Source organism: Pseudomonas sp. NGC7 (genome assembly GCF_047159675.1).
In the GTDB taxonomy this organism is placed as follows: Bacteria; Pseudomonadota; Gammaproteobacteria; order Pseudomonadales; family Pseudomonadaceae; genus Aquipseudomonas; species Aquipseudomonas kermanshahensis.
The window spans coordinates 1,353,835-1,379,375 of sequence record NZ_BAAFZY010000001.1 but is presented as its reverse complement, the minus strand read 5'-3'; the positions used below and the strand labels follow the sequence as shown (position 1 = coordinate 1,379,375).

The 25,541-nt window shown below is 61.5% G+C and carries 23 protein-coding genes; 9 read left to right on the top strand and 14 right to left on the bottom strand.

The genetic code is table 11. The features are described from left to right. Window positions 1-3: 3 nt before the first annotated feature. Window positions 4-639, bottom strand: coding sequence for an alpha/beta hydrolase (locus ACMCNM_RS06275; protein ID WP_027593993.1), 636 nt, complete (start codon window positions 637-639; stop codon window positions 4-6). 135 nt (window positions 640-774) lie between these two features. Here ACMCNM_RS06275 and ACMCNM_RS06270 point away from each other — a divergent pair, with 135 nt between their 5' ends. Then, window positions 775-1,212 carry a YhcB family protein gene (locus ACMCNM_RS06270; protein ID WP_027593992.1) on the top strand — a complete coding sequence of 146 codons (438 nt, stop codon included), beginning with the start codon at window positions 775-777 and terminating at the stop codon, window positions 1,210-1,212. 62 nt (window positions 1,213-1,274) lie between these two features. Here ACMCNM_RS06270 and ACMCNM_RS06265 read toward each other — a convergent pair whose 3' ends face one another. Continuing rightward, the gene (locus ACMCNM_RS06265; RefSeq protein WP_412764095.1) at window positions 1,275-2,471 is read right to left on the bottom strand and encodes a methionine gamma-lyase; all 1,197 of its coding nucleotides are present in this window, start codon (window positions 2,469-2,471) and stop codon (window positions 1,275-1,277) included. A gap of 127 nt (window positions 2,472-2,598) precedes the next feature. Between ACMCNM_RS06265 and ACMCNM_RS06260 the strand changes: the two genes are divergently transcribed. Next, the gene (locus tag ACMCNM_RS06260) at window positions 2,599-3,078 is read left to right on the top strand and encodes an Lrp/AsnC family transcriptional regulator (protein ID WP_027595326.1); all 480 of its coding nucleotides are present in this window, start codon (window positions 2,599-2,601) and stop codon (window positions 3,076-3,078) included. 284 nt (window positions 3,079-3,362) lie between these two features. Here ACMCNM_RS06260 and cysN read toward each other — a convergent pair whose 3' ends face one another. The 3 genes from cysN to ACMCNM_RS06245 form a co-directional block, all read right to left on the bottom strand. Next, window positions 3,363-5,264: a sulfate adenylyltransferase subunit CysN gene (gene cysN, locus ACMCNM_RS06255; protein WP_085273976.1), complete on the bottom strand. Its 1,902-nt coding sequence runs from the start codon at window positions 5,262-5,264 to the stop codon at window positions 3,363-3,365. A gap of 15 nt (window positions 5,265-5,279) precedes the next feature. Further along, entirely contained in the window at window positions 5,280-6,197 is a 918-nt protein-coding gene (gene cysD, locus ACMCNM_RS06250) for a sulfate adenylyltransferase subunit CysD (protein ID WP_003251799.1), read from the bottom strand. 267 nt (window positions 6,198-6,464) lie between these two features. Further along, window positions 6,465-7,223 carry a Nif3-like dinuclear metal center hexameric protein gene (locus tag ACMCNM_RS06245; RefSeq protein ID WP_027595324.1) on the bottom strand — a complete coding sequence of 253 codons (759 nt, stop codon included), beginning with the start codon at window positions 7,221-7,223 and terminating at the stop codon, window positions 6,465-6,467. A gap of 214 nt (window positions 7,224-7,437) precedes the next feature. Here ACMCNM_RS06245 and algW point away from each other — a divergent pair, with 214 nt between their 5' ends. After that, window positions 7,438-8,598, top strand: coding sequence for a Do family serine endopeptidase AlgW (gene algW / locus ACMCNM_RS06240; RefSeq protein WP_275747212.1), 1,161 nt, complete (start codon window positions 7,438-7,440; stop codon window positions 8,596-8,598). A gap of 142 nt (window positions 8,599-8,740) precedes the next feature. Here algW and ACMCNM_RS06235 read toward each other — a convergent pair whose 3' ends face one another. The 4 genes from ACMCNM_RS06235 to ACMCNM_RS06220 form a co-directional block, all read right to left on the bottom strand. Next, window positions 8,741-9,505 (bottom strand): amino acid ABC transporter ATP-binding protein, encoded by a 765-nt coding sequence (locus tag ACMCNM_RS06235; protein ID WP_003251792.1) that lies wholly within the window; start codon window positions 9,503-9,505, stop codon window positions 8,741-8,743. 10 nt (window positions 9,506-9,515) lie between these two features. Beyond that, window positions 9,516-10,613 carry an amino acid ABC transporter permease gene (locus ACMCNM_RS06230; RefSeq protein ID WP_027595322.1) on the bottom strand — a complete coding sequence of 366 codons (1,098 nt, stop codon included), beginning with the start codon at window positions 10,611-10,613 and terminating at the stop codon, window positions 9,516-9,518. A gap of 10 nt (window positions 10,614-10,623) precedes the next feature. Next, a complete protein-coding gene (locus tag ACMCNM_RS06225; protein WP_099455252.1) occupies window positions 10,624-11,802 on the bottom strand; it encodes an amino acid ABC transporter permease in 1,179 nt (392 codons plus the stop codon). A 67-nt stretch (window positions 11,803-11,869) separates the two neighbouring features. Continuing rightward, complete coding sequence (locus tag ACMCNM_RS06220; RefSeq protein WP_027595320.1) at window positions 11,870-12,898, bottom strand: amino acid ABC transporter substrate-binding protein; 1,029 nt, start codon at window positions 12,896-12,898, stop codon at window positions 11,870-11,872. A 331-nt stretch (window positions 12,899-13,229) separates the two neighbouring features. On the opposite strand from ACMCNM_RS06220, the gene ACMCNM_RS06215 reads away from it, so the two are divergent. Continuing rightward, a complete protein-coding gene (locus ACMCNM_RS06215; RefSeq protein WP_027595319.1) occupies window positions 13,230-13,886 on the top strand; it encodes an alpha/beta hydrolase in 657 nt (218 codons plus the stop codon). Window positions 13,887-13,987: 101 nt separating this feature from the next. Further along, window positions 13,988-15,451, top strand: a complete 1,464-nt coding sequence (rhlB, locus tag ACMCNM_RS06210) for an ATP-dependent RNA helicase RhlB (RefSeq protein WP_412764094.1) — start codon at window positions 13,988-13,990, stop codon at window positions 15,449-15,451. A gap of 129 nt (window positions 15,452-15,580) precedes the next feature. On the opposite strand, the gene moaE is transcribed toward rhlB, so the two are convergent. The 5 genes from moaE to ACMCNM_RS06185 all read right to left on the bottom strand — a co-directional run bounded on the left by moaE (window position 15,581) and on the right by ACMCNM_RS06185 (window position 19,701). Next, window positions 15,581-16,027 (bottom strand): molybdopterin synthase catalytic subunit MoaE, encoded by a 447-nt coding sequence (gene moaE / locus ACMCNM_RS06205; RefSeq protein WP_027595317.1) that lies wholly within the window; start codon window positions 16,025-16,027, stop codon window positions 15,581-15,583. A 2-nt stretch (window positions 16,028-16,029) separates the two neighbouring features. Next, window positions 16,030-16,275 carry a molybdopterin converting factor subunit 1 gene (gene moaD / locus ACMCNM_RS06200; protein ID WP_186677991.1) on the bottom strand — a complete coding sequence of 82 codons (246 nt, stop codon included), beginning with the start codon at window positions 16,273-16,275 and terminating at the stop codon, window positions 16,030-16,032. Next, on the bottom strand, window positions 16,275-16,745 hold the full coding sequence (gene moaC / locus ACMCNM_RS06195; RefSeq protein ID WP_027595315.1) for a cyclic pyranopterin monophosphate synthase MoaC: 471 nt from the start codon (window positions 16,743-16,745) through the stop codon (window positions 16,275-16,277). Before moaC ends, moaD begins: the two co-directional genes overlap by 1 nt. Window positions 16,746-16,903: 158 nt before the next feature. Then, window positions 16,904-18,298, bottom strand: a complete 1,395-nt coding sequence (locus ACMCNM_RS06190; protein ID WP_027595314.1) for a PhoH family protein — start codon at window positions 18,296-18,298, stop codon at window positions 16,904-16,906. Window positions 18,299-18,564: 266 nt separating this feature from the next. Beyond that, window positions 18,565-19,701: a polysaccharide deacetylase family protein gene (locus ACMCNM_RS06185; protein WP_412764093.1), complete on the bottom strand. Its 1,137-nt coding sequence runs from the start codon at window positions 19,699-19,701 to the stop codon at window positions 18,565-18,567. A gap of 136 nt (window positions 19,702-19,837) precedes the next feature. On the opposite strand from ACMCNM_RS06185, the gene yaaA reads away from it, so the two are divergent. The 4 genes from yaaA (at window position 19,838) to ACMCNM_RS06165 (ending at window position 25,531) form a co-directional block, all read left to right on the top strand. Next, on the top strand, window positions 19,838-20,617 hold the full coding sequence (gene yaaA, locus ACMCNM_RS06180) for a peroxide stress protein YaaA (protein ID WP_186702500.1): 780 nt from the start codon (window positions 19,838-19,840) through the stop codon (window positions 20,615-20,617). Window positions 20,618-21,448: 831 nt separating this feature from the next. Then, a complete protein-coding gene (locus ACMCNM_RS06175) occupies window positions 21,449-22,765 on the top strand; it encodes a nucleotide sugar dehydrogenase (protein WP_027595311.1) in 1,317 nt (438 codons plus the stop codon). Between the two features lie 81 nt (window positions 22,766-22,846). Next, complete coding sequence (locus tag ACMCNM_RS06170) at window positions 22,847-24,328, top strand: glycosyltransferase family 2 protein (protein WP_172960386.1); 1,482 nt, start codon at window positions 22,847-22,849, stop codon at window positions 24,326-24,328. Between the two features lie 36 nt (window positions 24,329-24,364). Next, entirely contained in the window at window positions 24,365-25,531 is a 1,167-nt protein-coding gene (locus tag ACMCNM_RS06165; RefSeq protein ID WP_412764092.1) for a PilZ domain-containing protein, read from the top strand. Window positions 25,532-25,541: the final 10 nt, after the last annotated feature.

Genomic DNA, 25,541 nt, shown 5'->3' with positions numbered 1-25,541 from the left:
GGCTCAATTCGAAAGGCGCGGCAGCAGCAGATCCTTCAGATCGGTCAGCTTGCCATGGAAGAAGTGTCCGCATTCTGCCACTTTCAGTAGCTCATGGGGGCGCGACAGGGTGTCAGACCATTCGTAGACCAACTGCGGATCGACGACCTCATCGCTGTCGGGCTGCACCAGGGTGATCGGGCAGCGCTGCGGCAACGGGAATTCGTCTGTCAGGCGCATCACCGCCGGGGCGATCATGAACAGGTGTTGCAACTCAACGCCAGCGCTTTCCAGGCGCCCTGCCAGGCTGGTCGCGACGAAACCACCGAACGAGAAGCCCATCAGCACCACCGGCAGCTCGGGGTGCTTCGCCCGCAACCAGGCAGCCGCCGCCTCGGCATCGGCTACCTCGCCCGCGCCCATGTCATGGCTGCCGGCGCTTTGGCCGACACCCCGGTAGTTGAAGCGCAGGGTCACGTAACCGGCGTCACGCGCGGTGCGTTGCAACGTCGAAACCACCTTGTTGAGCATGGTGCCGCCCTGGACCGGGTTGGGGTGGCAGATCAGCACCACGCCGCGGGCATCGGCCACGTCCAGGTACAAGGCTTCCAACTGGCCACAAGGGCCATCGATGAACAAGGGGGTTTCGCGGACAAGCAAGGCACTACTCCGTGACCTCGGGAAGGGTCGATTCGTCTAGGTGAGGAATTCTGTTCTGATTTGCGATCGCTCGCGGTATACAGCGCAGGTCTGAGCCGTTAACGTAAAGCAAAGCCGTTTATAGAGGAAGGACTCGTGGAACTCTCGCTCCTTGTTTGGTTGTTGCCGACCCTGGCCCTGGTCATCGGCGTGGTGGTTGGTTTCGTCGTAGCCCGCCTGCTGCCCAATGCCGCGCCGAGCAGCACGCAACGTCAACTGGATGACATCCAGCAGCGTTTCGACAGCTACCAGAACGAAGTGGTCACCCACTTCAACAGCACCGCCGTACTGGTCAAGAAACTCACCCAGAGCTACCAGGATGTCCAGGATCACCTCGCCGATGGCGCCAACACCCTGGCCCTCGACGACGTCACCCGCCAGCGCCTGCTGGCCGCCCTGCACTCCGAAGCGGCCCAAGGCCCCCGCGACCGTCTGACCCCGCCGAAGGACACCGCCGAAGTGCCACGCGACTACGCGCCAAAAACGCCGAACTCGCCGGGTATGCTCGATGAGAGCTACGGGCTCAAGCGTTGATTTGATGATTACCAAAAAGGCCTCTCAGGAGGCCTTTTTTGTGGGCTGAATTCATAGGCCTCTTAGCTACAAGCCTGCAATGCCTGCTCAACATCCGCCAGCAAGTCCTCGCTGTCCTCCAACCCCACCGACAAGCGCACCAACCCCTCCGATATCCCGTGATGCGCCCGCTCCGTCGGCGTATAGCTGGAATGGGTCATGCTCGCCGGATGCTGCGCCAGCGACTCGGCATCGCCCAGGCTCACCGCCCGCGCGAACAGCTGCAGGGCATTCATAAAGCGCCGCCCCGCTTCGATGCCGCCCTTGAGCTCAAATGCGATCATGCCACCCGGCAGGCGCATCTGCCGTTGAGCGAGTTCGTACTGGGCAAACGAGGGCAGCCCTGGGTAATGGATAAACTCGACCTGCGGCTGGCGCGCGATAAACTCCGCCACCTGCTGGGCGTTGGCGCAATGGCGGTCCATGCGCAGGGCCAGGGTCTTGATACCGCGCATCAACAGCGAAGCGTCATGCGGCGACAGCACCGCGCCCGTCATGTCTTTGAGGCCTTCCAGGCGTATCCGGTCGATCAGCGCCTTGCGCCCCACCACCAGCCCTGCGGTGAGATCGCCATGGCCGCTCAAGTACTTGGTGGCCGAATGCACCACCAGGTCGGCACCCATTTCCAGGGGCCGCTGCAAAAAAGGCGTGCAGTAGGTGTTGTCGACCACGATATGCAAATCATGCCCACGCGCGGCGTCAGCCACCGCCGCGATATCGACCAGTTGCATGTTGGGGTTGGCGGGTGTTTCGAAGTAGATCATCCGTGTTTTGCTGGTAATCGCCGCCTTGAGTGCCTTAGTGTCGTTAAGGTCGACGTGACGGATTTTCACCCCGAACTCGCCAATGCCATGGTGCAGAAAGGCAAAGGTGCAGCCATACAACGTGCGCCCGACAATCAGCTCATCACCCGGCCGTAGCAGGGTCCAGATCGTGGAGGTGATGGCCCCCATCCCCGAAGCCAGCGCCAGCCCGGCCTCGCCCCCTTCCAACGACGCCATGCGCTGTTCCAGCAAGGCCAGCGTCGGGTTGGAAATACGGCTGTAGAAGTGCCCCGCTTCCTCCCCTGCAAAGCAGGCAGCGCCATATTCAACGGTGGGGAAGGCATAGGTCGCTGTTTGATACACCGGCGGCACAAGGGCGCCCCCGTGGGAAAGCGGGTCATAACCATGGTGGATGGCCCGTGTGGAAAAACCGGTGTTGTTATGGGAGTCGCGCATGGCAACAGCCTCTGGTGGTTTGTTATAAGCTTATGCCACCGAGCTGCCTGAATTTTTCCAAAATAGCCCACGCAATCGAGCACTTTTTGGAACAAAAACAACAATTATTCGATCAGGAGGGCAAACCATGCCTTCGAGCCTCGACCGCACCGACCGCGCCCTGCTCGCTGCCCTGCAGGACAACGCCCGCCTTACCGTCTCCGAACTCGCTGACCAGGTTGCGCTGACCACCTCGCCTTGCTGGCGGCGGGTCAAATTGCTGGAAGATAACGGCTATATCACCGGGTACCAGGCCATTCTTTCCCCTAAGTCATTGGGGTTTGGCGTAACCGCTTTTGTCAGCATCATGATGGATTCGCATACCAAAGACATGGCCTTGGCTTTTGAGAAGCGGTTGATGGAAATACCCGAAATCGTTGCCTGCCATAATATTTCCGGGCGCTATGACTTCTTGCTGGAAATACTGGCGCGGGACCTTGAATCGTTTGGGGAATTCACCCGGGAAGTACTGCAGCGGTTGCCGGGCGTTAAGGAGATTTATTCGAGTTTTTCATATAAGGCAGTGAAAGAGAGGCGCGTGATTCCTGTGTCGGAAAAGCATATCTGAGTCAGCGCTATTCATTGCAAATGCACGCTAAACAGGTGCCACAAAAAACCCCGCCGAGGCGTAATGCTGTTCACTTAAGTTATCCATCGCCTGTATTGGGGCCGCTTTGCGGCCCATCGCGGCACAAGGCCGCTCCTACAATGTTCGCGCATGCCCTGTAAATAGGGGTATAACGCGGTCGGTGTGGGAGCGGCCTTGTGCCGCGATGGGCCGCAGAGCGGCCCCGACATTCTTAAGTGAACAGCATTACCGCCGAAGCGGGGTTTTTCATGCAGCCTCAGCGCTTAGATCGCGCCACGCTGACGCAGCACATCCAGCACTTGCTTCACGCCTTCGTCGACACTGGTGTTCTGGGTATCGATCACCAGGTCAGCGTCCAGCGGCACATCGAACGGGAAGCTTTCACCCGGGATGTTGTCACCACCGGCAGCATACAGGCCCTGCGGGTCGCGCTCGCGGCAGGCGATTGGCGAGGCCTGGACGTAAACAGTCACGAGGCGCTCCTTGCCGATCAGCGCCTTGGCCTGTTCACGGCCTTCGGCATCCGGGGCGACGAAGGCAGCCAGGGTCAGCATACCGGCTTCGTTGAACTGGCGCGCCACATGGGCGGCGCGGCGCCAGTTCTCGGTGCGGCCGGCGCGGTCCTGTGGCAGGCCCTTGTTCAGGTCGTGGCGCAGGTTCTGGCCATCGAGCACGTACACCGCACGGCCCATGTCGAACAGCTTGCGCTCCACGGCGTAGGCCAAGGTGCTCTTACCAGCGCCGGACAGGCCGCTGAACAGCACGGTGGCCGGCTGCTGGCCGAAGCGCAGGGCGCGCTCTTCGGTGGACACGTGAGCCTGCTTGCCATGCTGGCCGGTGCTGCCGTGCGGCAGCACTGGCTGCGCGATGATCATGCCGGCGCCAACGGTGCCGTTGGTCAGGCGGTCGATGACGATGAACGCACCAGTGGTGCGGTTGCTGTCATAGCCGTCCAGCGCGATGGCGCTGTCCAGGGACACCTTGACGCGACCGATCTCGTTCAGCTGCAGCGCGCTGGCCGCATCCTTTTCGAGGGTGTTCACATCGACCTTGTGGGTGATGCTGGCGATCGAGCCCGGCACATAGCTGGTGGCACGCTTGATGTCGTATTTCTTGCCGGGGAGCATGGGCTCTTCGGCCATCCACACCAGCATCGCGTCGAACTGGTCGGTCACCGGCGGGACGTTGTCGGCATGCACCAGCAGGTCGCCACGGGAGATGTCGATCTCGTCTTCCATGGTCAGGGTCACGGCCTGGCCTGGGCCGGCGTTTTCCAGCTCACCTTCGTAGGTGACGATGGACTTGACCCGGCTGCTCTTGCCCGACGGCAGCACGACGATTTCGTCGCCCTTGTGCACCACGCCACTGGCGAGGGTGCCGGCAAAGCCGCGGAAGTTCAGGTTCGGACGGTTGACGTACTGCACCGGGAAGCGCAGGTCGGTGAAGTTGCGGTCGGCCGCGACTTCCACGGTCTCGAGGATCTCCATCAGCGCAGGGCCGGTGTACCACGGCGAACGCTCGCTGCGGTTGACCACGTTGTCGCCCTTGAGCGCCGACATCGGCACGAAGTGCAGGCTGCTCGGCGTCAGGTTGATGGCATCGGCGAACTTCAGGTAGTCGGCCTTGATGTCTTCGAACACGCCTTCGTCGAACCCTTTGAGGTCCATCTTGTTGACGGCGACGACGATGTGCTTGATGCCCAGCAACGAGGCGATATAGCTGTGACGACGGGTCTGGGTCTGCACGCCGTAGCGGGCATCGACCAGGATGATCGCCAGGTCACAGGTGGATGCACCGGTGGCCATGTTACGGGTGTACTGCTCGTGGCCCGGGGTGTCGGCAATGATGAACTTGCGCTTGGCGGTGGAGAAGTAGCGGTAGGCGACATCGATGGTGATGCCCTGCTCGCGCTCGGCCTGCAGGCCGTCGACCAGCAGCGCCAGGTCGACTTCTTCGCCGGTGGTACCGGACTTCTTCGAATCTCGGGTGATGGCTTCGAGGTGGTCCTCGTAGATCATCTTCGAGTCGTGCAGCAGGCGCCCGATCAGGGTGCTCTTGCCGTCGTCGACGTTGCCGCAGGTCAGGAAACGCAGCAGTTCCTTGCGCTCGTGCTGGGCCAGGTAGGCGAGGATGTCCTCGCTGATCAGATCAGATTGGTGCGACATGGAGTAACCCTGAAATTAGAAGTAGCCTTGGCGTTTCTTGTCTTCCATGGAGCCGGCGCCATCGTGGTCGATGACACGGCCCTGGCGTTCGGACGTACGGGTCAGGAGCATTTCCTGAATGATGTCCGTCAGGGTCTCGGCTTCGGACTCGACAGCACCCGTCAACGGGTAGCAACCGAGGGTACGGAAACGCACCTTCTTCTTGACGATGCGGGCCTTTTCTTCCTCGGAGAGGTGCTCAAGGATGCGCTCGTCGTCGATCATGATCAGGGTGCCGTTCTTCTCGATGACTTCACGCTCGGCGGCGAAGTACAGCGGCACGATCGGGATGCCTTCGAGGTAGATGTACTGCCAGATGTCCAGCTCGGTCCAGTTCGACAGCGGGAAGACGCGGATCGACTCGCCCTTGTTGACCTTGCCGTTGTACACGTTCCACAGCTCGGGGCGCTGGTTCTTCGGGTCCCAACGGTGCTTGCTGTCGCGGAACGAGTAGACGCGTTCCTTGGCGCGCGACTTCTCTTCGTCACGGCGGGCACCACCGAAGGCGGCGTCGAAACCATGCTTGTCCAGCGCCTGCTTGAGGCCCTGGGTCTTCATGATGTCGGTGTGCTTGGAGCTGCCATGGGTGAAGGGGTTGATGCCCTGCGCCACACCCTCAGGGTTGACGTGGGTGATCAGCTCCAGGCCCATTTCCTCGACCATCTTGTCGCGGAAGCTGTACATCTCCTGGAATTTCCACTGGGTGTCGACGTGCATCACCGGGAACGGCAGCTTGCCCGGGAAGAAGGCCTTGCGCGCCAGGTGCAGCATCACGGCGGAATCCTTGCCGATCGAGTACAGCATCACCGGGTTGTCGAACTCGGCGGCCACCTCGCGGATGATGTGGATGCTCTCCGCCTCCAGCTGTTTCAAGTGCGTCAGTTTGTCGACCATGGCTACTCACGAAAAACGATCTTATGGACGGCCTGCGGGCCGTGTTCGAGCGAGCCACTTTATCACAGCGGCTGATTCTATTTAGGAGGCGGGCTAGATCGAAACAATCTAACGATATGACTGGGGGTTTGGGCTCTGACTACTCACCACCAGCCGTTGTAGGAGCAGCCTTGTGCTGCGAAGAGGCCAGTGGTGGCACTTTGGCCTGTACCGGCCTCTTCGCAGCGCAAGGCTGCTCCTACAGGGGCTGTGGGAGATCCGGAAGGGTTAGATCGGGTTGGGGCAATCGATGAACAGATGTTCCACGGCGAAGCGCCGGGCCAGGTAGTCGCCCAGGGCCTGCACGCCATAGCGCTCGGTGGCATGGTGCCCGGCGGCGATGAAGCTGACGCCGTTTTCGCGAGCACTGTGGAAGGTCTGTTCCGACGCCTCGCCACTGATGAACAGGTCGACCCCTGCGGCAATCGCGGTATCGATATACCCCTGCCCGCCCCCGGTGCACCAGCCCACGCGGCGGATCATCTGCTCGCCTTCAACCAGCAACGGCTCACGCCCCATCACCTCTTGCACCCGCCGGGCAAAATCCCGTGCAGTCATCGGCTCGGCCAGCGAACCGACCAAGCCAACCACTTTCGGGTTTTCCGGGTCCAGCGGCCCCTCGACGGTGATATCCAACTGGCGCGCCAGCTGCACGTTGTTGCCCACCTCCGGGTGTACATCCAGCGGCAGGTGGAACGCCAGCAGGCTGATGTCGTGCTTGAGCAGGGTTTTCAAACGGCGCTGCTTGATCCCCGTGATGCACGGGTTCTCGCCCTTCCAGAAGTAGCCATGGTGCACCAGCACCAGGTCGGCCTCGGCCTCGACCGCAGCATCCAGCAACGCTTGGCTGGCCGTGACACCGCTGACAATGCGGCTGACCTGCGGACGGCCCTCGACTTGCAGCCCGTTGGGGCAATAATCCTGGATCTTCGCACTGCCCAGGTAGCGCTCGGCTTCCTCGACCAGGGTGTTCAGAGCGACGGCCATGAAAATCTCCTCGAAATCTGCGTTTTTGCCGGGTTCAACACCCGTATACTGGCGGCCATTATGAGCCGTCGCCGGCCTTGGGGAAACCGGCGTCAGCCGCCTGGGTGCAGGCCAGACAAGCCTTCGCCGATCAGCGGTTTCAGGTGTATGATCGCGCGCGCTCGCGCCCCGTGGCGCTGCTATCTGGCTCCCGCCCTACTCCCAGGATTCGTTCATGTTCAAGGCTCTGCGTTATTTTGGCTGGCCCCTGCTCACCGGTGTGTTGATCGCCATGCTGATCATCCAGCGCTTCCCGCAATGGGTCGGCCTGCCCAGCCAGGACGTCAACCTGCAGCAGGCCCCGCAAACCACCCGGATCATGCAGGGCCCGGTGTCGTATGCCGACGCCGTGACCCTGGCCGCACCGGCGGTGGTCAACCTGTACACCACCAAGGTGGTCAACAAGAGCGCCCATCCACTGTTCGAAGACCCGCAGTTCCGCCGCTTCTTTGGCGACAACCTGCCTAAGCAGAAGCGCTGGGAGTCGAGCCTGGGCTCGGCGGTAATCATGAGCCCCGAGGGCTACCTGCTGACCAACAACCACGTCACCAGTGGCGCCGACCAGATCGTGGTAGCGCTCAAGGATGGCCGCGAAACCTTGGCGCGGGTGATCGGCAGCGACCCGGAAACCGACCTGGCGGTGCTGAAGATCGACTTGAAGAGCCTGCCGGCCATCACCATCGGCCGCTCCGACAACATCCACATTGGTGATGTCTCGCTGGCCATCGGCAACCCCTTTGGCGTCGGCCAGACCGTGACCATGGGCATCATCAGTGCCACCGGCCGTAACCAGCTGGGCCTGAACAACTACGAAGACTTCATCCAGACCGACGCGGCGATCAACCCGGGTAACTCCGGCGGTGCTCTGGTCGATGCCAACGGCAACCTGATCGGCATCAACACGGCCATTTTCTCCAAGTCCGGCGGCTCCCAGGGCATTGGTTTTGCCATCCCGGTGAAGCTGGCGCTGGAAGTGATGAAGTCGATCGTCGAACACGGCCAGGTGATCCGTGGCTGGCTGGGCATCGAAGTGCAGCCGCTGAGCCAGGAACTGGCTGAGTCGTTCGGTATGCAAAATCGCCCAGGCATCGTCGTGGCAGGGATCTTCCGTGAAGGGCCGGCGCAAAAAGCCGGGCTGCAGCTGGGTGACGTGATCATGAGCATCAACGGCGAGCCAGCGGGTGACGGGCGCAAGTCGATGAACCAGGTGGCGCGGATCAAGCCCAACGAGAAGATCACCATTGAGGTGATGCGCAATGGGCAGCAGCTGAAGCTGGTCGCCGAGGTGGGGCTGCGGCCGCCGCCTGCTCCGGCTGCCGCTCAGGAACAGAAGTAAGGCTTCAAATTTGGGGCTGCTTTGCAGCCCTTCGCGGGGCAAGCCCGCTCCCACAGGTATTGCATCAGTTTCTTAAAGTTGACGCCATTCTTGTGGGAGCGGGCTTGTCCCGCGAAGGGGCCGCAAAGCGGCCCCACCAGCATCAATGCAGAATCTGGCTCAAGAACAACTTGGTCCGATCACTGCGCGGCCGATCGAAGAAATCATCCGGCGCCGCCTGCTCCACAATCTCCCCCTTGTCCATGAAGATCACCCGGTTCGCCACGGTGCGGGCAAAGCCCATCTCGTGGGTGACACACAGCATGGTCATGCCGTCCTCGGCCAGGCCCACCATGGTATCGAGCACTTCCTTGACCATCTCTGGGTCGAGCGCCGACGTCGGCTCGTCGAACAGCATGATCTTCGGTTTCATGCACAGCGCCCGGGCAATCGCCACACGCTGCTGTTGGCCGCCTGACAACTGCCCCGGGTACTTGTGCGCCTGCTCAGGGATACGCACCCGCTCCAGATAATGCATGGCGATTTCCTCGGCCTTGCGCCGCGGCATCTTGCGCACCCACATCGGCGCCAGTGTGCAGTTTTCCAGAATGCTCAGGTGCGGGAACAAGTTGAAGTGCTGGAACACCATGCCCACCTCACGGCGGATCGCCTCGATCTGCTTGAGGTCGTTGGTCAGCTCGACGCCATCGACGACGATGCGCCCCTGCTGGTGCTCTTCAAGCCGGTTAAGGCAGCGGATGGTAGTCGACTTGCCCGACCCGGATGGCCCGCACAGCACGATGCGCTCGCCCTGGCGCACATTCAGGTTGATGTCCTTGAGCACATGGAACTGGCCGTACCATTTGTTCACACCCTGCATCTGGATGATGCCTTCGGGGCCAGCAGGCTGCTTGATCGCTTCACTCATTTCGAAACTCCTAACGCTTGTGGCCAGTGTCCAGCTTGCGCTCCAGGTGCATGGAGTAGCGGGACATACCGAAACAGAAAATCCAGAAAACCAGCGCAGCGAACACGTAGCCCTCGGTGGCCATGCCCAGCCAGGCCGGGTCGGCCGCCGCTTGCTTGACGCTGTTGAGCAGGTCGAACAGGCCAATGATGATGACCAGGCTGGTGTCCTTGAACAGGGCAATGAAGGTGTTGACGATGCCGGGGATCACCAGCTTCAGCGCCTGGGGCAGGATCACCAGGCCCATCGCACGCCAGTAGCCCAGGCCCATGGCCGCAGCCGCTTCGTATTGCCCCTTGGGGATAGCCTGCAGGCCACCGCGCACCACCTCGGCGATGTACGCCGACTGGAACAGGATCACGCCGATCATCGCCCGCAGCAGCTTGTCGAAGCTCATGCCTTCAGGCAGGAACAGCGGTAGCATCACCGAGGACATGAACAGCACGGTGATCAACGGTACGCCGCGCCAGAACTCGATGAAGGTCACGCAGACCACCTTCACCGCCGGCATCCGCGAACGCCGCCCCAATGCCAACAGGATGCCCAGCGGCAACGCACCGACGATACCCACGGTGGCGATCACCAGGGTCAGCATCAGCCCGCCCCACTGGCTAGTCGGCACGCTTTCCAGGCCCAGGTAGCCGCCATGCAGCAGGGTGTAGGCGAGAACCGGGTACAGCACCAGGAAGCCCAGGCCATACACGGCCTTGCGAGGGAAGCGCTTGATGAACAGCGGCGCGGCGCCGAGCACGGCCAGCCACACGGTCAGGTCCACGCGCCAGCGCAGTTCCGTCGGGTAGTAGCCGTACATGAACTGGCCAAAGCGCTGCTGCACGAACACCCAGCAGGCGCCCTCCTTGGTGCAGTCTGCGCGGGTGGTGCCGACCCAGTTGGCATCGATCAGCGCCCATTGCAGCAAAGGCGGTACGATCAGCCACACCAAATAAAGGGCGAACAGGGTTAGCAGGGTATTGAGCCAGCTGGAGAACAGGTTGGCACGCATCCATGCGAGCACGCCGACGGTCTTCACCGGTGGCGGCATGTCAGGTTTGAAAACGTGAGCATTCACGGGCGTATCCTCACCGCTCGATCAGCGCAATGCGCTTGTTGTACCAGTTCATCAGCAGCGAAATGCTGATGCTGATGGCGAGATAGACACTCATGGTGATGGCAATCACCTCGATGGCCTGGCCGGTCTGGTTGAGCACCGTACCGGCGAACAGCGAGACCATCTCTGGGTAGCCGATACCGGCCGCCAGCGACGAGTTCTTCGCCAAGTTCAGGTACTGGCTGGTCAGCGGCGGAATGATCACCCGCAGTGCCTGGGGGATGATCACCTTGCGCAGGGTCGGGCCCTCGCGCAGGCCCAGCGAACGCGCAGCTTCAGTTTGGCCATGGCTGACCGAACGGATGCCGGAGCGCACGATTTCGGCAATGAACGCCGCGGTATAGATCGTCAGCGCCAGGGTCAATGCCAGCAGTTCCGGGATCAGCACCCAGCCACCGACGAAGTTGAAGCCCTTCAACTGCGGCACTTCCCAGTGCACGGGGCTGCCGAACAGCAGCACGCAGAGGCCAGGGATGGCAATGAACAGCGCCAGCCCCACCCAAAACTTGTGAAACGGCTCACCGGTCTCGTTGAAGCGTTTGTTGGCAACACGCACCATCACCACAATGGCCGCGATCGCCAGCGCCAGAGCAATGACAAACGGCCAGAAGCCATCGGCCATCGAGGCGCCGGGCATGTTCAGGCCACGGTTGCTGATGAAGAACAGGTCGTTGATGTTGATGCTGCCCCGCGGCCCTGGCAGGGTCAGGAACACCGCGAAATACCAGAACAGAATCTGCAGCAAAGGCGGAATGTTGCGGAAGGTCTCCACATACACGGTTGCCAGTTTGTTGATCATCCAGTTCGGTGACAGCCGTGCCACACCAATGATGAACCCCAAAACGGTCGCCAGGATGACGCCGATGAACGTCACCAACAGCGTGTTGAGCAGGCCGATGACGAACACCCGCGCGTAGCTGTCGGATTCCACATAAGGGATCAGGTGCTGGGCGATGCCGAAGCCGGCACTGCGGTCGAGAAAGTCGAAGCCCGAGGTGATGCCCCGGTGTTGCAGGTTGGTTTGCGTGTTGTGGAACAGGTACCAGCCCAGGCCCACCACGAAGACGATCGTGAGAACCTGGAACAACCACGCGCGCACACGCGGATCGTTCAGGGATAGCCCCTTTTGTGCGCCGATTCGATTTTGCATGAAGTGCCCCGGACAGTAGGGATTCGAACAGCCTGCGGCGGCGGGATGCCGCCGCAGGGTGCAGCCATCAGCGCACAGGTGGCGCGTACTGGATGCCGCCGTTGTTCCACAGGGCGTTCATGCCACGGTCGATCTTCAAGTCAGTGCTCTGGCCCAGGTTCTTCTCGAACACTTCGCCATAGTTGCCCACTTGCTTGACGATCTGGACTACCCAATCTTTGGGCAGCTTGAGGTCTTTGCCGTACTCGCCATCCGCACCCAGCAGGCGGGCGTTGTCCGGGTTCTTGGTGGATTTGGCCTCAGCCTCGACGTTCTTCGACGTGATGCCGGCCTCTTCGGCGTTGAGCATGGCGAACAGGGTCCACTTGACGATGCTGAACCATTCTTCGTCGCCCTTGCGCACCACCGGGCCCAGGGGTTCCTTGGAGATGGTTTCCGGCAGCACCACGTAGTCGGTCGGCGCGGCCAGCTTGGAACGCTGGGCGAACAGCTGCGACTTGTCCGAGGTCAGCACGTCGCAACGGCCGGATTCCAGCGACTTGGCGCTTTCGTCGGAGGTGTCGAAGGTTATCGGGGTGTACTTCAGGTTATTGGCGCGGAAGTAGTCGGAAACGTTCAGCTCGGTGGTGGTACCGGCCTGGATGCAGATGGTCGCGCCATCGAGCTCTTTGGCACTGGAAACCCCCAGCTTCTTGTTCACCAGGAAGCCGACGCCGTCATAGTAGGTGACACCGGCGAACACCAGGCCCATACCGGCATCGCGCGAGCTGGTCCAGGTGGTGTTGCGCGACAGCACGTCGACTTCGCCAGACTGCAGCGCAGTGAAGCGTTCCTTGGCGTTGAGCTGGCTGAACTTGACCTTGGTCGCATCGCCGAACACGGCGGCAGCGACGGCGCGGCAGACATCGGCGTCGATACCGACGATCTTGCCTTGCGCATCAGGTACCGAGAAGCCTGGAAGACCGTCGCTCACGCCACACTGGACGAAGCCCTTCTTCTTTACCGCATCAAGCGTGGCGCCGGCCTGGGCGGTTGTCACAGCGCCCAGCGCAGCGGCAGCGGTCAGGACTGCCAGGGTGGTTTTCAACATCTTCATTCACAACCTCCAAATCGCTCTTGTTGTACCGAGCCGGAATTGCACCGCACCCTTTTGAGGCGTATCCGACCCGTGTTGGCTTGTTATTGGGTCAATGGCGCAATGGGCTGTTCTATGACAGCCTTCACGTGCAAAGGGTGTTACCGTCACGGCCTGACCCTTGCATCGGATGATTCATAGCAAAGGGCGTACCACAGTTGACGGCTAAAGCGTTTAAGCGCTCGTCAAGTAGGGAAAGTTGTATCGTTGCGACATTCTTTTTCCGACAATCATTTGCAGCGCCTTCTTTTTACGCACACGAAAACAAGACACGCACACTTTCGGAGCAGTCATGACCAACCCGCTGATTCTCGAACCGCAGAAAACCGCCGACGCCTGTGTGATCTGGTTGCACGGCCTGGGCGCCGACCGTTACGACTTCCTACCGGTTGCCGAATTCATGCAGGAACGACTGCTCAGTACCCGGTTCATCATGCCCCAGGCCCCTACCCGCCCAGTCACCATCAATGGCGGCTATGCCATGCCCAGCTGGTATGACATCAAGGCCATGACCCCGGCGCGCGCCATCGACGAGGCGCAACTGGAGGAATCGGCCGAACAGGTGATCGCCCTGATCAAGGCCGAACAGGCCAAGGGCATCAATCTGTCGCGGATTTTCCTGGCCGGTTTCTCCCAAGGTGGCGCTGTGGTGCTGCACACTGCCTATATAAAGTGGCAAGAAGCCTTGGGCGGGGTGATCGCGCTGTCCACCTACGCGCCCACCTTCAACGATGCCCACGAGCTCAGCGCCTGCCAGCAACGCACCCCGGCCCTGTGCCTGCATGGCGTGCACGACCCGGTGGTGATCCCTTCGATGGGGCGCACGGCCTTCGAATACCTGAATACTTGGGGTGTTGCCGCCCAATGGCACGAATACCCGATGGAGCATGAAGTGGCCATCAACGAACTGAGCGACATCCACGGCTGGTTGAGCCAGCAATTGCAATAAGCCAGGCTCGCCCGTCGATGTAGGTGTATTCCGCTACGCCGTGTCCAGTTCTTGCTTTACACTGCCCGGCGTACATTCCTTAACCAGTTGATGAGACGATCGTGCTCAAGGCACTCAAAAAAATATTCGGCAAAGGAGACGCCGCGCCTCAGGCCGTCGATCCCGCTGCCAGCGTGAAAACGCCCGCGCCTGCTCCCGCTGCTGTGGCTCAGCCCCAGTCTCAGCCAGCGCCTCAGCCGGCCCCAACACTCGCCGACGCCAGCCCTGAGGCCCAAGCGCCTGCCGCCACCGACAAACCGGCCAAGGACAAACCGCGCCGCGAACGCAAGCCAAAGCCGCAGGCCAGCCTGTGGAAGCTGGAAGATTTCGTGGTAGAGCCGCAGGAAGGTAAAACCCGCTTCCACGACTTCAAGCTGTCCAGTGAAGTGATGCACGCGATCCACGACCTGGGCTTCCCCTACTGCACGCCGATCCAGGCGCAGGTATTGGGTTACACCCTGCGCGGCCAGGATGCGATCGGCCGGGCCCAGACCGGCACCGGCAAGACCGCCGCGTTCCTGATCTCGATCATTTCCCAGCTGCAGCAGACGCCGCCGCCCAAAGAACGCTTCATGGGCGAACCGCGCGCGCTGATCATCGCGCCAACCCGCGAACTGGTGGTGCAGATCGCCAAGGACGCCGCCGCCCTGACCAAGTACACCGGCCTGAACGTCATGAGCTTTGTCGGTGGCATGGACTTCGACAAGCAGCTCAAGGCCCTGGAAGCGCGTCATTGCGACATCCTGGTCGCCACGCCGGGCCGCCTGCTGGACTTCAACCAGCGCGGTGAAGTGCACCTGGACATGGTCGAAGTGATGGTGCTGGACGAAGCCGACCGCATGCTCGACATGGGCTTTATCCCCCAGGTACGTCAGATCATTCGCCAGACCCCGCCGAAAAGCGAACGCCAGACGCTGCTGTTCTCCGCCACCTTCACCGACGACGTGATGAACCTGGCCAAGCAGTGGACCACCAACCCGGCCATCGTCGAGATCGAGCCAGAAAACGTCGCCAGCGAGACGGTCGAGCAGCACGTCTACGCGGTGGCCGGCAGCGACAAGTACAAGCTGCTGTACAACCTGGTAACCCAGAACAAGTGGGAACGGGTGATGGTGTTCGCCAACCGCAAGGATGAAGTGCGGCGTATCGAAGAGAAGCTGGTGCGCGACGGCATCAACGCCGCCCAACTGTCGGGTGACGTGCCGCAGCACAAGCGCATTCGTACGCTAGAGAGCTTCCGCGAAGGCCGGATTACCGTGCTGGTGGCCACCGACGTGGCGGGCCGGGGTATCCACATCGATGGCATCAGCCACGTGATCAACTTCACCCTGCCCGAAGATGCCGATGACTATGTTCACCGCATCGGCCGTACCGGCCGCGCAGGGACCAGTGGCGTGTCGATCAGCTTTGCCGGCGAGGACGATTCCTACCAACTGCCGGCGATCGAAGAGCTGCTGGGGCGCAAGATCAAATGCGAGATGCCGCCGGATGAACTGCTCAAGCCGGTGCCGCGAAAACACCACTGATCGGTGGTGACTTCTTCGCGGGGCAAGCCCGCTCCCACAGAAATCGTGCTGACCTGAAGTCTGCGAGATTCCTGTGGGAGCGGGCTTGCCCCGCGAACCGGGGTAAAACCCCGGCCAGCCAAAACGGTTCTACCAGCGCCCCGCCGCATCCTGGTCACTCTGCTTGCCTTCCACCCAGCGCGGCCCGTCCTGGGTGTTTTCCTTCTTCCAGAACGGCGCCCGGGTCTTCAGGTAATCCATGATGAAGTTGCAGGCATCGAACGCCGCCTGCCGATGGGCACTGGCCACACCGACGAAAACGATCGGCTCGCCCGGCTCCAACGCGCCAATCCGGTGCAACACCTCGACCTTGAGCAAGGGCCAGCGCTGCTCGGCCTCGACCACGATCTTGGCCAACGCCTTCTCGGTCATCCCCGGGTAGTGCTCAAGGAACATCCCGGCCACCTCGCGGCCATCATTGAAATCACGCACGTAGCCGACAAACCCGACCACCGCACCCACGCCGACATTCGCGGCATGCATGGCATTGACCTCGACACCCGGGTCAAACGCCCCGTGCTGCACTCGCACCGTCATGCTCAGCCTCCGGTCACCGGCGGGAAGAACGCCACTTCGTCGCCCTCTTGCAGCGGCTCGTCGAGCCGGCAGAGCTCTTCGTTGCGCGCGCACATCAGGTTCTGCTCCGCCAGCAATTCATAGTGCCCGCCCTTGGCCACCAGCGCCTTGCGCACATCGTCGATCACCGCGAAGTCACCTTCCACGCGTTCGGCATCGAGCCCGAGCAATTCCCGGTAACGGGCGAAATACATCACCTTGACCTTCATCACGCGTCCACCTTGTAGTGGCCGCTCTTGCCGCCGAGTTTTTCCAGCAGGCGCACCTGCTCGATCACCATGCCCTTGTCCACGGCCTTGCACATGTCGTAGATCGTCAGTGCGGCAACGCTGGCAGCGGTCAGTGCCTCCATCTCGACGCCGGTCTGGCCGGCCAGCTTGCAGCGGGCGACGATGCGCACTGCGTCCTGCCCTTCGGCGCTGAGCTCGACCTTGACGCTGGTCAGCATCAGCGGATGGCACAGCGGGATCAGGTCGCTGGTTTTTTTCGCCGCCTGGATACCGGCAATGCGCGCCACGGCGAACACATCGCCCTTGGGGTGCTCACCGTCGACGATCATCTGCAAGGTCTGCGGCAACATGCGCACCCGCGCCTCGGCAATCGCCTCGCGCTCGGTTACGGCCTTTTCAGTGACGTCGACCATGTTGGCCCGCCCCTGGGAATCAAGATGTGTCAGCACTGCTCTGCTCCTGTGAAGGGAACACAGAGTGTAAACCTGTGGGTCAGGTTTGAGCAGTGGCATGTACTGTCGGTGCTGCCCTTGAATCGAGTGGATCTACTGTGGGAGCGGGCTTGTCCCGCGAAGAGGCCGGGCGGTGCACCGCCCGGCTAGATGGGTTACAAATGCGACTCGGCGTACTCGGCCAGCACCGACCGTGGCACACCCTGCAGGGTGATGTGCACGCCATGGGGGAAGTCCTTGAAGCGCTCGGTCAGGTAGGTCAGTCCCGAGCTGGTCGCGGACAGGTAAGGGGTATCGATCTGCGCCAGGTTGCCCAGGCAGACCACCTTGGAACCGGAGCCGGCACGGGTGATGATGGTTTTCATCTGGTGCGGCGTGAGGTTCTGGCACTCGTCGATCAGGATCAGGCTCTGCTGGAAGCTGCGACCGCGAATGTAGTTCAGCGACTTGAACTGCAGCGGCACCCGCTCAAGGATGTACTCGACACTGCCGTGGGTGCTCTCGTCATCCATGTGCAAGGCTTCGAGGTTGTCGGTGATGGCACCCAGCCAGGGCTCCATCTTCTCCGCTTCGGTGCCCGGCAGGAAGCCGATCTCCTGGTCCAGCCCCTGCACGCTGCGGGTAGCGATGATGCGCCGGTAACGCTTGCTGACCATGGTCTGCTCGATGGCCGCGGCCAGGGCCAGGATGGTCTTGCCCGAGCCGGCGGCGCCGGTCAGGTTGACCAGGTGGATATCCGGGTCGAGCAAGGCGAACAGGGCCAGGCTCTGATGGATGTCTCGCGGTTTCAGGCCCCAGGCTTCCTGGTGCAACAGGGGTTCCTGATGCAGGTCGAGCAGCAGCAGTTCATCATCGCGGATGCCCTTGATCCAGCCGACGAAGCCTTGTTCATCGATGATGAACTCGTTGATATGCACTGCCGGCAGGTTGTCGATCATTTGCACACGGTGCCAGGTGCGGCCCCGTTCCTGGCGGGTGTCGACCTTGCTGACCCGGTCCCAGAACGAGCCGGTGACCGAATGATAGCCCTTGGACAACAGCGACACGTCATCGACCAGCTGGTCGGTGCTGTAGTCCTCGGCCGCGATACCGCAGGCGCGCGCCTTCAGGCGCATGTTGATGTCTTTGGTGACCAGCACCACGTCAAGGTCGGTGCGCCGGGCCCGTACTTCGAGCAACTGGTTGATGATGATGTTGTCGTTGAGGTTTTCCGGCAGCAGCTTGTTCGGCTCGTTGCGCGGGGTCATCAGGATGGACAGGAAGCCCTTGGGCCCACTCTTGTTGCGCTGGATCGGCACGCCCTGCTCGACATCGCTGGGCGAGGCGTTACCTAAGGTCTGGTCGATCAGGCGAATGGCCTGGCGGCATTCGGCGGCGATGCTTTGTTTGCCGGTCTTGAGCTTGTCGAGTTCCTCCAGCACCGTCATCGGAATGGCGACGTGGTGCTCCTCGAAGTTGAGCAGTGCGTTGGGGTCGTGAATCAGGACGTTGGTATCGAGCACATACAGGATTGGCTTGCTGGAGGAAGGGTTGCGTCCTTGGTCATCCATACTCGGTCACCTTATGTCGAAGCCACACGGCGCGGTCTGCTGCGCCGCAGAGTGACTGCCGGTCTTCCCGTATCCGCGTTGCTACGGGCGGGAAGCGAACCTGACACGGTGGATGACGCCACCTGTGCTGCAGGGCTCGGCTGTCTGGTTTCTTCATACCGCATAAACGATGACTAAAAAAAGCATTTTTACGCGCAGGTGAAGTTTATTTTTCCGAATGACGAACAGGGGTTGGCGAGGGGGCAAGTGAGGTCTACAGTCAGATATTAGTCCCCTTGCTCACGATGCCCATAAGCGTGGCAGCCCTCCCAGCCGATGCCGCTCTGGGCGGTGTTGCGCAGCAACCATTCCACCGCCGGCTGTGCCTTGGGCAGGCTGTCATGGAATTGGATCACCCCCTTGCGCCATAGCAGCATCAAGGTCAGCACCCGCTGCGCCGAGGCCTCTGCGCTCAACACGCCCTCATCCTGGGCATCGATATCCCACAACGACACCTGCAACTGCTGGCTGGCCATGAACGCTTCGCCATCGGCCCGACGCTGGCCATAAGGCGGGCGGAACAGCGGCACGTACTGCGCTGGCAGGTCAGCCTGCACCCGCGCCTGGCTGCGCCGCAACGAATCCTGCCAGCCCTGCCACTGGGCATGAGAGCGGTATTCCCAGCCCTGAATGCCCACGCATTGCCCGCGATAGAGCTGTCGCAGGGCCTGCACGGTGGCAGCGTCACGGCGTTGCTGCAGGCGATTGCCAAGCACGAAGAACGTGCCTTCAAGCTTTTGCCGGCGCAGGTAATGGGTGAGGGTATCGGTATAGCCGCCGTCGGGCCCTGGGCCCCCCACGAAGGTCAGCAGGAACATGCGATCGTTGAGCTCATCGCCATTGCGTTCCCGGTTGGACAGGCGCTCGACCTCGCTGCTGGTGTTCGGCAACAGGGCGGCCTTGCGCAGTTGCTCATCCAGGTAACGGACATGGAACTGATGGCTCGGCTCGATCCAGCCTGTATAAAACGTGCCGACATCTGCAGCGAACGTCGCTGCTTGCGTACGCAATTCCGCCATCGACGTGACCGGGTAGCAGAACGAAGCATCCTGTTCGCAGCTGCGCTGGGCCTGTTGATAACCCTGCCACAAACGCTGCCACAGGCGTGCCCGCACCAGGCGGACCTTTTGCAGGTTGATCTGCCGCAACCCTAGCCGGGCCGCCAGTGCGCCATCGTCCAGCAGTTCGCTCTCGTGCAGCACCTGGGCGAACGAGAGGATCTCGGCCCGCGAGGCCACATCGAACAGCGCCGGGCTGTCCAACTGCTCGGGCCACAGGCTGCGGTCCAGGCTTGCCTGGGGTGATGGGGCGGCCTGCACGGCCAAGCTCAACAGCGTGGCCAGCAAGGCCGATGCAATGCGCACGGTGGGAAGCTCCGCAACAGCAAAACGCGCACTATAGCGCCTGGCTTAGCGATGGTCTGTGACTATCGTCGGCATAGTTTGGACTTGCCAGGCCCAGCCCGTAGAATCCCCGCCAACGATTCCAGGAGCCGACCCGATGCTGACGGTGATTTCCCCCGCCAAGACCCTCGACTACGACACCCCGCCGGTGACCGAGCGTTTCACCCTGCCCCAGTACCTGGACGACTCCCAGGCACTGATCGTGCAACTGCGCGAGCTGTCGCCCGCCCAGATCAGTGAACTGATGCACCTGTCCGACAAACTCGCCGGCCTCAACGCCGCCCGTTTCGGCAGCTGGACTCCAGACTTCACCCCGGCCAACGCCAAGCAAGCGTTGCTGGCGTTCAAAGGTGACGTGTACACCGGTCTGGACGCCGAGAGCCTTGGCGAAGACGACTTTAGCTACGCCCAGGACCACCTGCGCATGCTCTCTGGCCTGTACGGCCTGCTGCGCCCGCTCGACCTGATGCAGCCGTACCGCCTGGAAATGGGCACCAAGCTGGCCAATGCCCGCGGCAAGGACCTGTATGCCTTCTGGGGCACGCGCATCAGCGAATGGCTGAACCAGGCCCTGGCCGACCAAGGTGATGACGTGCTGCTGAACCTGGCCAGCAATGAGTACTTCAGCGCGGTAAAACGCAGCGCCCTGAAGGCCCGCGTGATCAACGTCGATTTCAAGGACTTCAAGAACGGCCAGTACAAGATCATCAGCTTCTACGCCAAGAAAGCCCGCGGGATGATGAGCCGCTTCGTGATCGAGCAGCGCATCAACGACCCAGAGCAGTTGAAGCAGTTCGACGTGCAGGGGTACTACTACAGTGCCGAGCAGTCGAAGGCGGATCACCTGGTGTTTTTGCGGGATCACGCGCAGGCTTGAAGCTCTCCCCGACGGTATCGTCGCCGTTGAGATCGAGCGCCGCGCGGGCGGCGCTCGATCTCGAAACCAGAGAAAATCCCCGCCATCCCCCTCCCCCAACACCGGCCCCAATCAAACCGCCATCACGCCACAATCCCGACGCCAAAAAACCACCACCCCACCCTTTATCGCCAAACGCCATAAGACCGTTCGTACCTTTTTTGACGTTTTTTGAAAAATATTTTTCGATACTGGCATTAAAACATCCCCCCTCAATCCCGCCCTTTATATACCGGGACGAAACACCCCAGTGCTATCAGATTGAAACTATTTATCACTGAAGAATTATTTAGAAATCTTTCATCCGGGCAAAACCCAGCCAGGAACTTCTGTCATACCGGATCGCTCATAGTGCCGTAACGATTTTCCTGCCCCTGGGCTGTGAGAGATGACTTACAGATGACAAAGGCAGGTATCCACTGCCCGCCAAAGCAACTTCGACAGGTATAACGGGCACCCCCCAAGAGCCCTGTCCACGCAGGAGAGACGCGCCCTTACAAATCGTCCTAGTGGTTGATTTCAAAGGATTTATCCACTTGAAAAAACAAGCACAGCAGCGCGCCACGTAGCGCATTGCAATAAAGACGGCTGCACGCCAAGGCACGTTTTTTAATAATGGCTTTTTACTGCCAAGTTTGAGCGCATAACTTTTCGCGCTCCGGAATAATTTTGCCTGCGCTCGGCGAAGTGTGCATTCGCCATGGACCCGTGCGCCCAAAAACTGTTGTTAATCAACCTGGCCCGGCTCTTTCCGAAGGAGCCGGCGTGATAAACACACATGAGGTGATAGCGATGCGTATCAGCATCTTTGGTTTGGGTTATGTAGGGGCGGTCTGTGCAGGCTGCCTGACGGCGCGAGGCCATGAAGTGATTGGTGTGGACGTGTCCAGCACCAAGATCGACCTGATCAACCAGGGCAAGTCGCCCATCGTCGAACCTGGCCTGGAAGCACTGCTGCAACAGGGCATCGCCAATGGCCGCCTGCGCGGCACCACCGACTTCGCCGAGGCCATCCGCGCCAGCGATGTGTCGATGATCTGCGTCGGTACGCCCAGCAAGAAGAACGGCGACCTGGGCCTTGAGTACATCGAGTCGGTGTGCCGCGAAATCGGCTACGTGCTGCGTGACACCACCCGTCGCCACACCATCGTGGTCCGCAGCACCGTGCTGCCGGGCACCGTGAAGAACGTGGTGATCCCGATCCTCGAAGACTGCTCGGGCAAAAAGGCCGGGGTCGACTTCGGTGTTGCAGTCAACCCTGAGTTCCTGCGCGAAAGCACCGCGATCAAGGACTACGACCAGCCACCGATGACGGTCATCGGTGAACTGGACAGCGCCAGCGGCGACGTGCTGCAAAGCCTGTACGAAGAACTCGACGCCCCGATCATCCGCAAGCCGATCGAAGTGGCCGAGATGATCAAGTACACCTGCAACGTGTGGCACGCCACCAAGGTCACCTTCGCCAACGAGATCGGCAACATCGCCAAGGCAGTCGGTGTCGATGGTCGCGACGTGATGGACGTGGTCTGCCAGGACAAGGTACTGAACCTGTCGCAGTACTACATGCGCCCAGGCTTCGCCTTCGGCGGCTCGTGCCTGCCGAAGGACGTGCGCGCCCTCACCTACCGCGCCGCCAGCCTCGACGTGCGAGCGCCACTGCTCGATTCGCTGATGGCCAGCAACGAGTCGCAGGTGCAGAACGCCTTCGAGCTGATCGAAGCCCACGACAAGCGCAAGGTCGCCCTGCTCGGCCTGAGCTTCAAGGCCGGCACCGACGACCTGCGTGAAAGCCCGCTGGTGGAACTGGCCGAGCGCCTGATCGGCAAGGGCTACCAGCTGGGCATCTACGACGAGAACGTCCAGTACGCCCGTGTTCACGGCGCCAACAAGGACTACATCGAATCAAAGATCCCGCACGTTTCCTCGCTGCTCAACGCCGACTTCCAGCAGGTCATCGACAACGCCGACATCATCGTCCTGGGCAACCGTGACGAGCAGTTCCGCGCCCTTGCCCAGCAAGCGCCGGAAGGCAAACAGGTGATCGACCTGGTGGGCTTCATGAGCAAAGCCACCTGCGGCACCAGCCGTACCGAAGGCATCTGCTGGTAACACCCTTGGCCGGGCAGCGCAGGTGCTCCTCAGGGGACAAGCGCTGCCCTTCCTTCCCTGATTTCGCGACGGATGCTGAACATGCAAAGGCTCCAGACAGTGCTGTTGCAGTGCGCCGGGTGGCTGCTCTACATGAGCCTGCTCATGTTGATCGCCCTGGCCCTGCCGGCCGATATCTTCGACTCGCAGTCGAAGCACTTCATCTTCCTGGTCGGCGCAGTCGGCATCTGGCGCTATTCGATGGGCGCCACCCATTTCATCCGCGGCATGATCTTCCTGTACGCCGTCTACCCGTACCTGCGCCGCAAGGTGCAGAAGCTAGGCAAGGCTGCGGACCCGTCCCACGTGTACCTGATGGTCACCAGCTTTCGTATCGATGCGCTGACCACCGCGCAGGTGTACAGCTCGGTGATCCGCGAAGCCATCAACTGCGGCTTCCCCACCACCGTGGTCTGCTCGCTGGTGGAGATGTCGGACGAACTGCTGGTGAAAAGCCTGTGGGCCAAATACAACCCGCCGGCACACGTCAAGCTGGACATCGTGCGCATCGCCGGCACCGGCAAGCGTGACGGCCTGGCCTATGGTTTTCGCGCCATCTCGCGGATGCTGCCAGACGAAAACGCCGTGGTGGCCGTGATCGACGGCGACACCGTGCTGGCCGATGGCGTGGTCTGCAAGACCGTGCCGTGGTTCAAGCTCTACCCCAATGTCGGTGGCCTGACCACCAACGAATTCTGCGAAGTGCGCGGCGGCTACATCATGAGCGAGTGGCACAAGCTGCGCTTCGCCCAGCGCCACATCAACATGTGTTCGATGGCCCTGTCCAAGCGCGTGCTGACCATGACCGGGCGCATGTCGATGTTCCGCGCCAGTGTGGTGACCAACCCCGAGTTCATCGCCGACGTCGAAAGCGACTCGCTGATGCACTGGCGCCTGGGCCGCTTCAAGTTCCTCACCGGTGACGATAAGTCCAGCTGGTTCAGCCTGATGCGCCTGGGCTACGACACCTTCTACGTGCCGGATGCCGCCATCAACACCGTCGAGCACCCGCCCGAAAAAAGCTTCCTCAAGGCCAGCCGCAAACTGATGTACCGCTGGTACGGCAACAACCTGCGGCAGAACTCCCGCGCGCTGGGCCTGGGCCTGCGGCGCCTGGGGCTGTTCACCAGCATCGTCCTGTTCGACCAGCGCGTGTCGATGTGGACCAGCCTGCTGGGCCTGACCGTGGCGGTGATCGCCAGCCTCAAGTTTGGCCTGGGTTTCCTGCTGGTGTACCTGCTGTGGATCGGCATCACTCGCCTGATCCTGACCGTGATGCTGCTGTGCTCCGGGCACAAGGTCGGGCCGGCCTATCCGCTGATCCTTTATTACAACCAGATCGTCGGCGCGATGATGAAGATCTACGTGTTCTTCCGCCTCGACAAGCAGTCCTGGACCCGCCAGCCCACTGCCCTAAAACGTGACCTCGCCAGCTTTCAACAATGGTTCAACACCTGGTCCTCGCGGACCATGACCTTCTCGGCGGCCAGCATCTTCGTTGCTGTGCTGTTCATGGTCGTGTGAGCCCAACCGGATCGGATCTAACAGGAACAAACCACCATGAATACCGCCGTGAACGTCAACGTCGTGCATGAGTCCGAAGCCCAGCGCCAACACGCCCGGGTGCGCATTCCAGCCAAGCTGCGCTTTCTGGATAACCAGCGCCAAACCCACGAAGTGAAGGTCGATGACCTATCCGCCGGTGGCCTGAGCTTCCACACCAAACAGCAACTGTCGGTGGGCGAAGTGCTGCGCGGGCGGCTGCAGTTCGTGGTCGACAACCTGGGCCTGTCGATCGACATCGAGTTCCAGGTGCGCTCCTTCAACCCCAGCAATGGCCGTACTGGCGCGCAGTTCCAGAACCTGGAGCCGCGCGACATCGCCACCCTGCGGCACATCATCACCAGCCACCTGTCGGGTGAGCTGATCAGCATCGGTGATGTGCTCAGCACGCTGCAGCGCGATAACTTCACCAAGGCGCGCAAGCAGAAGGATGGCGGTGCCGGCCTGACCGCCTTTGGCCGCCTCAAGGCGGTCAGCGTGACCCTCGGCGTGTTCGTGATCGGCGTGGCCGCCTTCGGTTTCGTTGCCAAGTCGCTGTACGGCATGTACTTCGTCAGCCACGCCGAAGCTGGCGTGGTGGCAGTGCCCACCACCCGCGTCACCATGCCCCGCGACGGCACCGTGAACAGCCTGGTCGAAAGCGGCGGCCAAGTGGTCAAGGGCGCGCCCCTGGCGAGTTTCAGCACCAGCATGCTGGACATGCTCAAAGGCCACCTGGACGACTCGCAACTGGAGCCGGCCAAGGTTGAGGAACTGTTCGGCAAGCAGCTTTCCGGCACCCTCACCAGCCCCTGCGATTGCGTGGTCGCCCGCCAACTGGTGGATGACGGCCAGTACGCCGCCAAGGGCCAACCGATCTTCCAGCTGATCCCACGCACCACCAACCCGATGGTCGAAGCGCGCTTCAGCTACCGCCAGTTCGACGAGGTCACGCCCGGCACCCGGGTCAACTTCCAGGTGGCCGGCGAAGACGAAGTGCGCACCGGCCAGATCGTCAGCAGCGCCAGCCTCAACAGCGAAGACCTGGCCTCCGACATCCGTGTGCAGATCAAGCCTGACAGCGGCCTGCCAGCAGAACTTGCCGGGCGCCCTGCTTCGGTCAGCAGCGACCGCGGGCCGTCGTTCAACTGGCTGATCGACAAAGCCGTGGCCCGTGGGCTCTAAGAGGACAAGC

Bases quoted from the DNA above. Each gene is read 5' to 3' on its own strand.
- ACMCNM_RS06235 (WP_003251792.1), bottom strand. From the start codon at position 9,505: ATGAGTGAAGCGATCAAGCAGCCTGCTGGCCCCGAAGGCATCATCCAG.
- ACMCNM_RS06225 (WP_099455252.1), bottom strand. From the start codon at position 11,802: ATGCAAAATCGAATCGGCGCACAAAAGGGGCTATCCCTGAACGATCCG.
- algW (WP_275747212.1), top strand. From the start codon at position 7,438: ATGTTCAAGGCTCTGCGTTATTTTGGCTGGCCCCTGCTCACCGGTGTG.
- ACMCNM_RS06265 (WP_412764095.1), bottom strand. From the start codon at position 2,471: ATGCGCGACTCCCATAACAACACCGGTTTTTCCACACGGGCCATCCAC.
- cysN (WP_085273976.1), bottom strand. From the start codon at position 5,264: ATGTCGCACCAATCTGATCTGATCAGCGAGGACATCCTCGCCTACCTG.
- ACMCNM_RS06220 (WP_027595320.1), bottom strand. From the start codon at position 12,898: ATGAAGATGTTGAAAACCACCCTGGCAGTCCTGACCGCTGCCGCTGCG.
- ACMCNM_RS06165 (WP_412764092.1), top strand. From the start codon at position 24,365: ATGAATACCGCCGTGAACGTCAACGTCGTGCATGAGTCCGAAGCCCAG.
- yaaA (WP_186702500.1), top strand. From the start codon at position 19,838: ATGCTGACGGTGATTTCCCCCGCCAAGACCCTCGACTACGACACCCCG.
- ACMCNM_RS06170 (WP_172960386.1), top strand. From the start codon at position 22,847: ATGCAAAGGCTCCAGACAGTGCTGTTGCAGTGCGCCGGGTGGCTGCTC.
- moaD (WP_186677991.1), bottom strand. From the start codon at position 16,275: ATGAAGGTCAAGGTGATGTATTTCGCCCGTTACCGGGAATTGCTCGGG.
- moaE (WP_027595317.1), bottom strand. From the start codon at position 16,027: ATGACGGTGCGAGTGCAGCACGGGGCGTTTGACCCGGGTGTCGAGGTC.
- ACMCNM_RS06215 (WP_027595319.1), top strand. From the start codon at position 13,230: ATGACCAACCCGCTGATTCTCGAACCGCAGAAAACCGCCGACGCCTGT.
- ACMCNM_RS06245 (WP_027595324.1), bottom strand. From the start codon at position 7,223: ATGGCCGTCGCTCTGAACACCCTGGTCGAGGAAGCCGAGCGCTACCTG.
- cysD (WP_003251799.1), bottom strand. From the start codon at position 6,197: ATGGTCGACAAACTGACGCACTTGAAACAGCTGGAGGCGGAGAGCATC.
- ACMCNM_RS06175 (WP_027595311.1), top strand. From the start codon at position 21,449: ATGCGTATCAGCATCTTTGGTTTGGGTTATGTAGGGGCGGTCTGTGCA.
- ACMCNM_RS06260 (WP_027595326.1), top strand. From the start codon at position 2,599: ATGCCTTCGAGCCTCGACCGCACCGACCGCGCCCTGCTCGCTGCCCTG.
- ACMCNM_RS06190 (WP_027595314.1), bottom strand. From the start codon at position 18,298: ATGGATGACCAAGGACGCAACCCTTCCTCCAGCAAGCCAATCCTGTAT.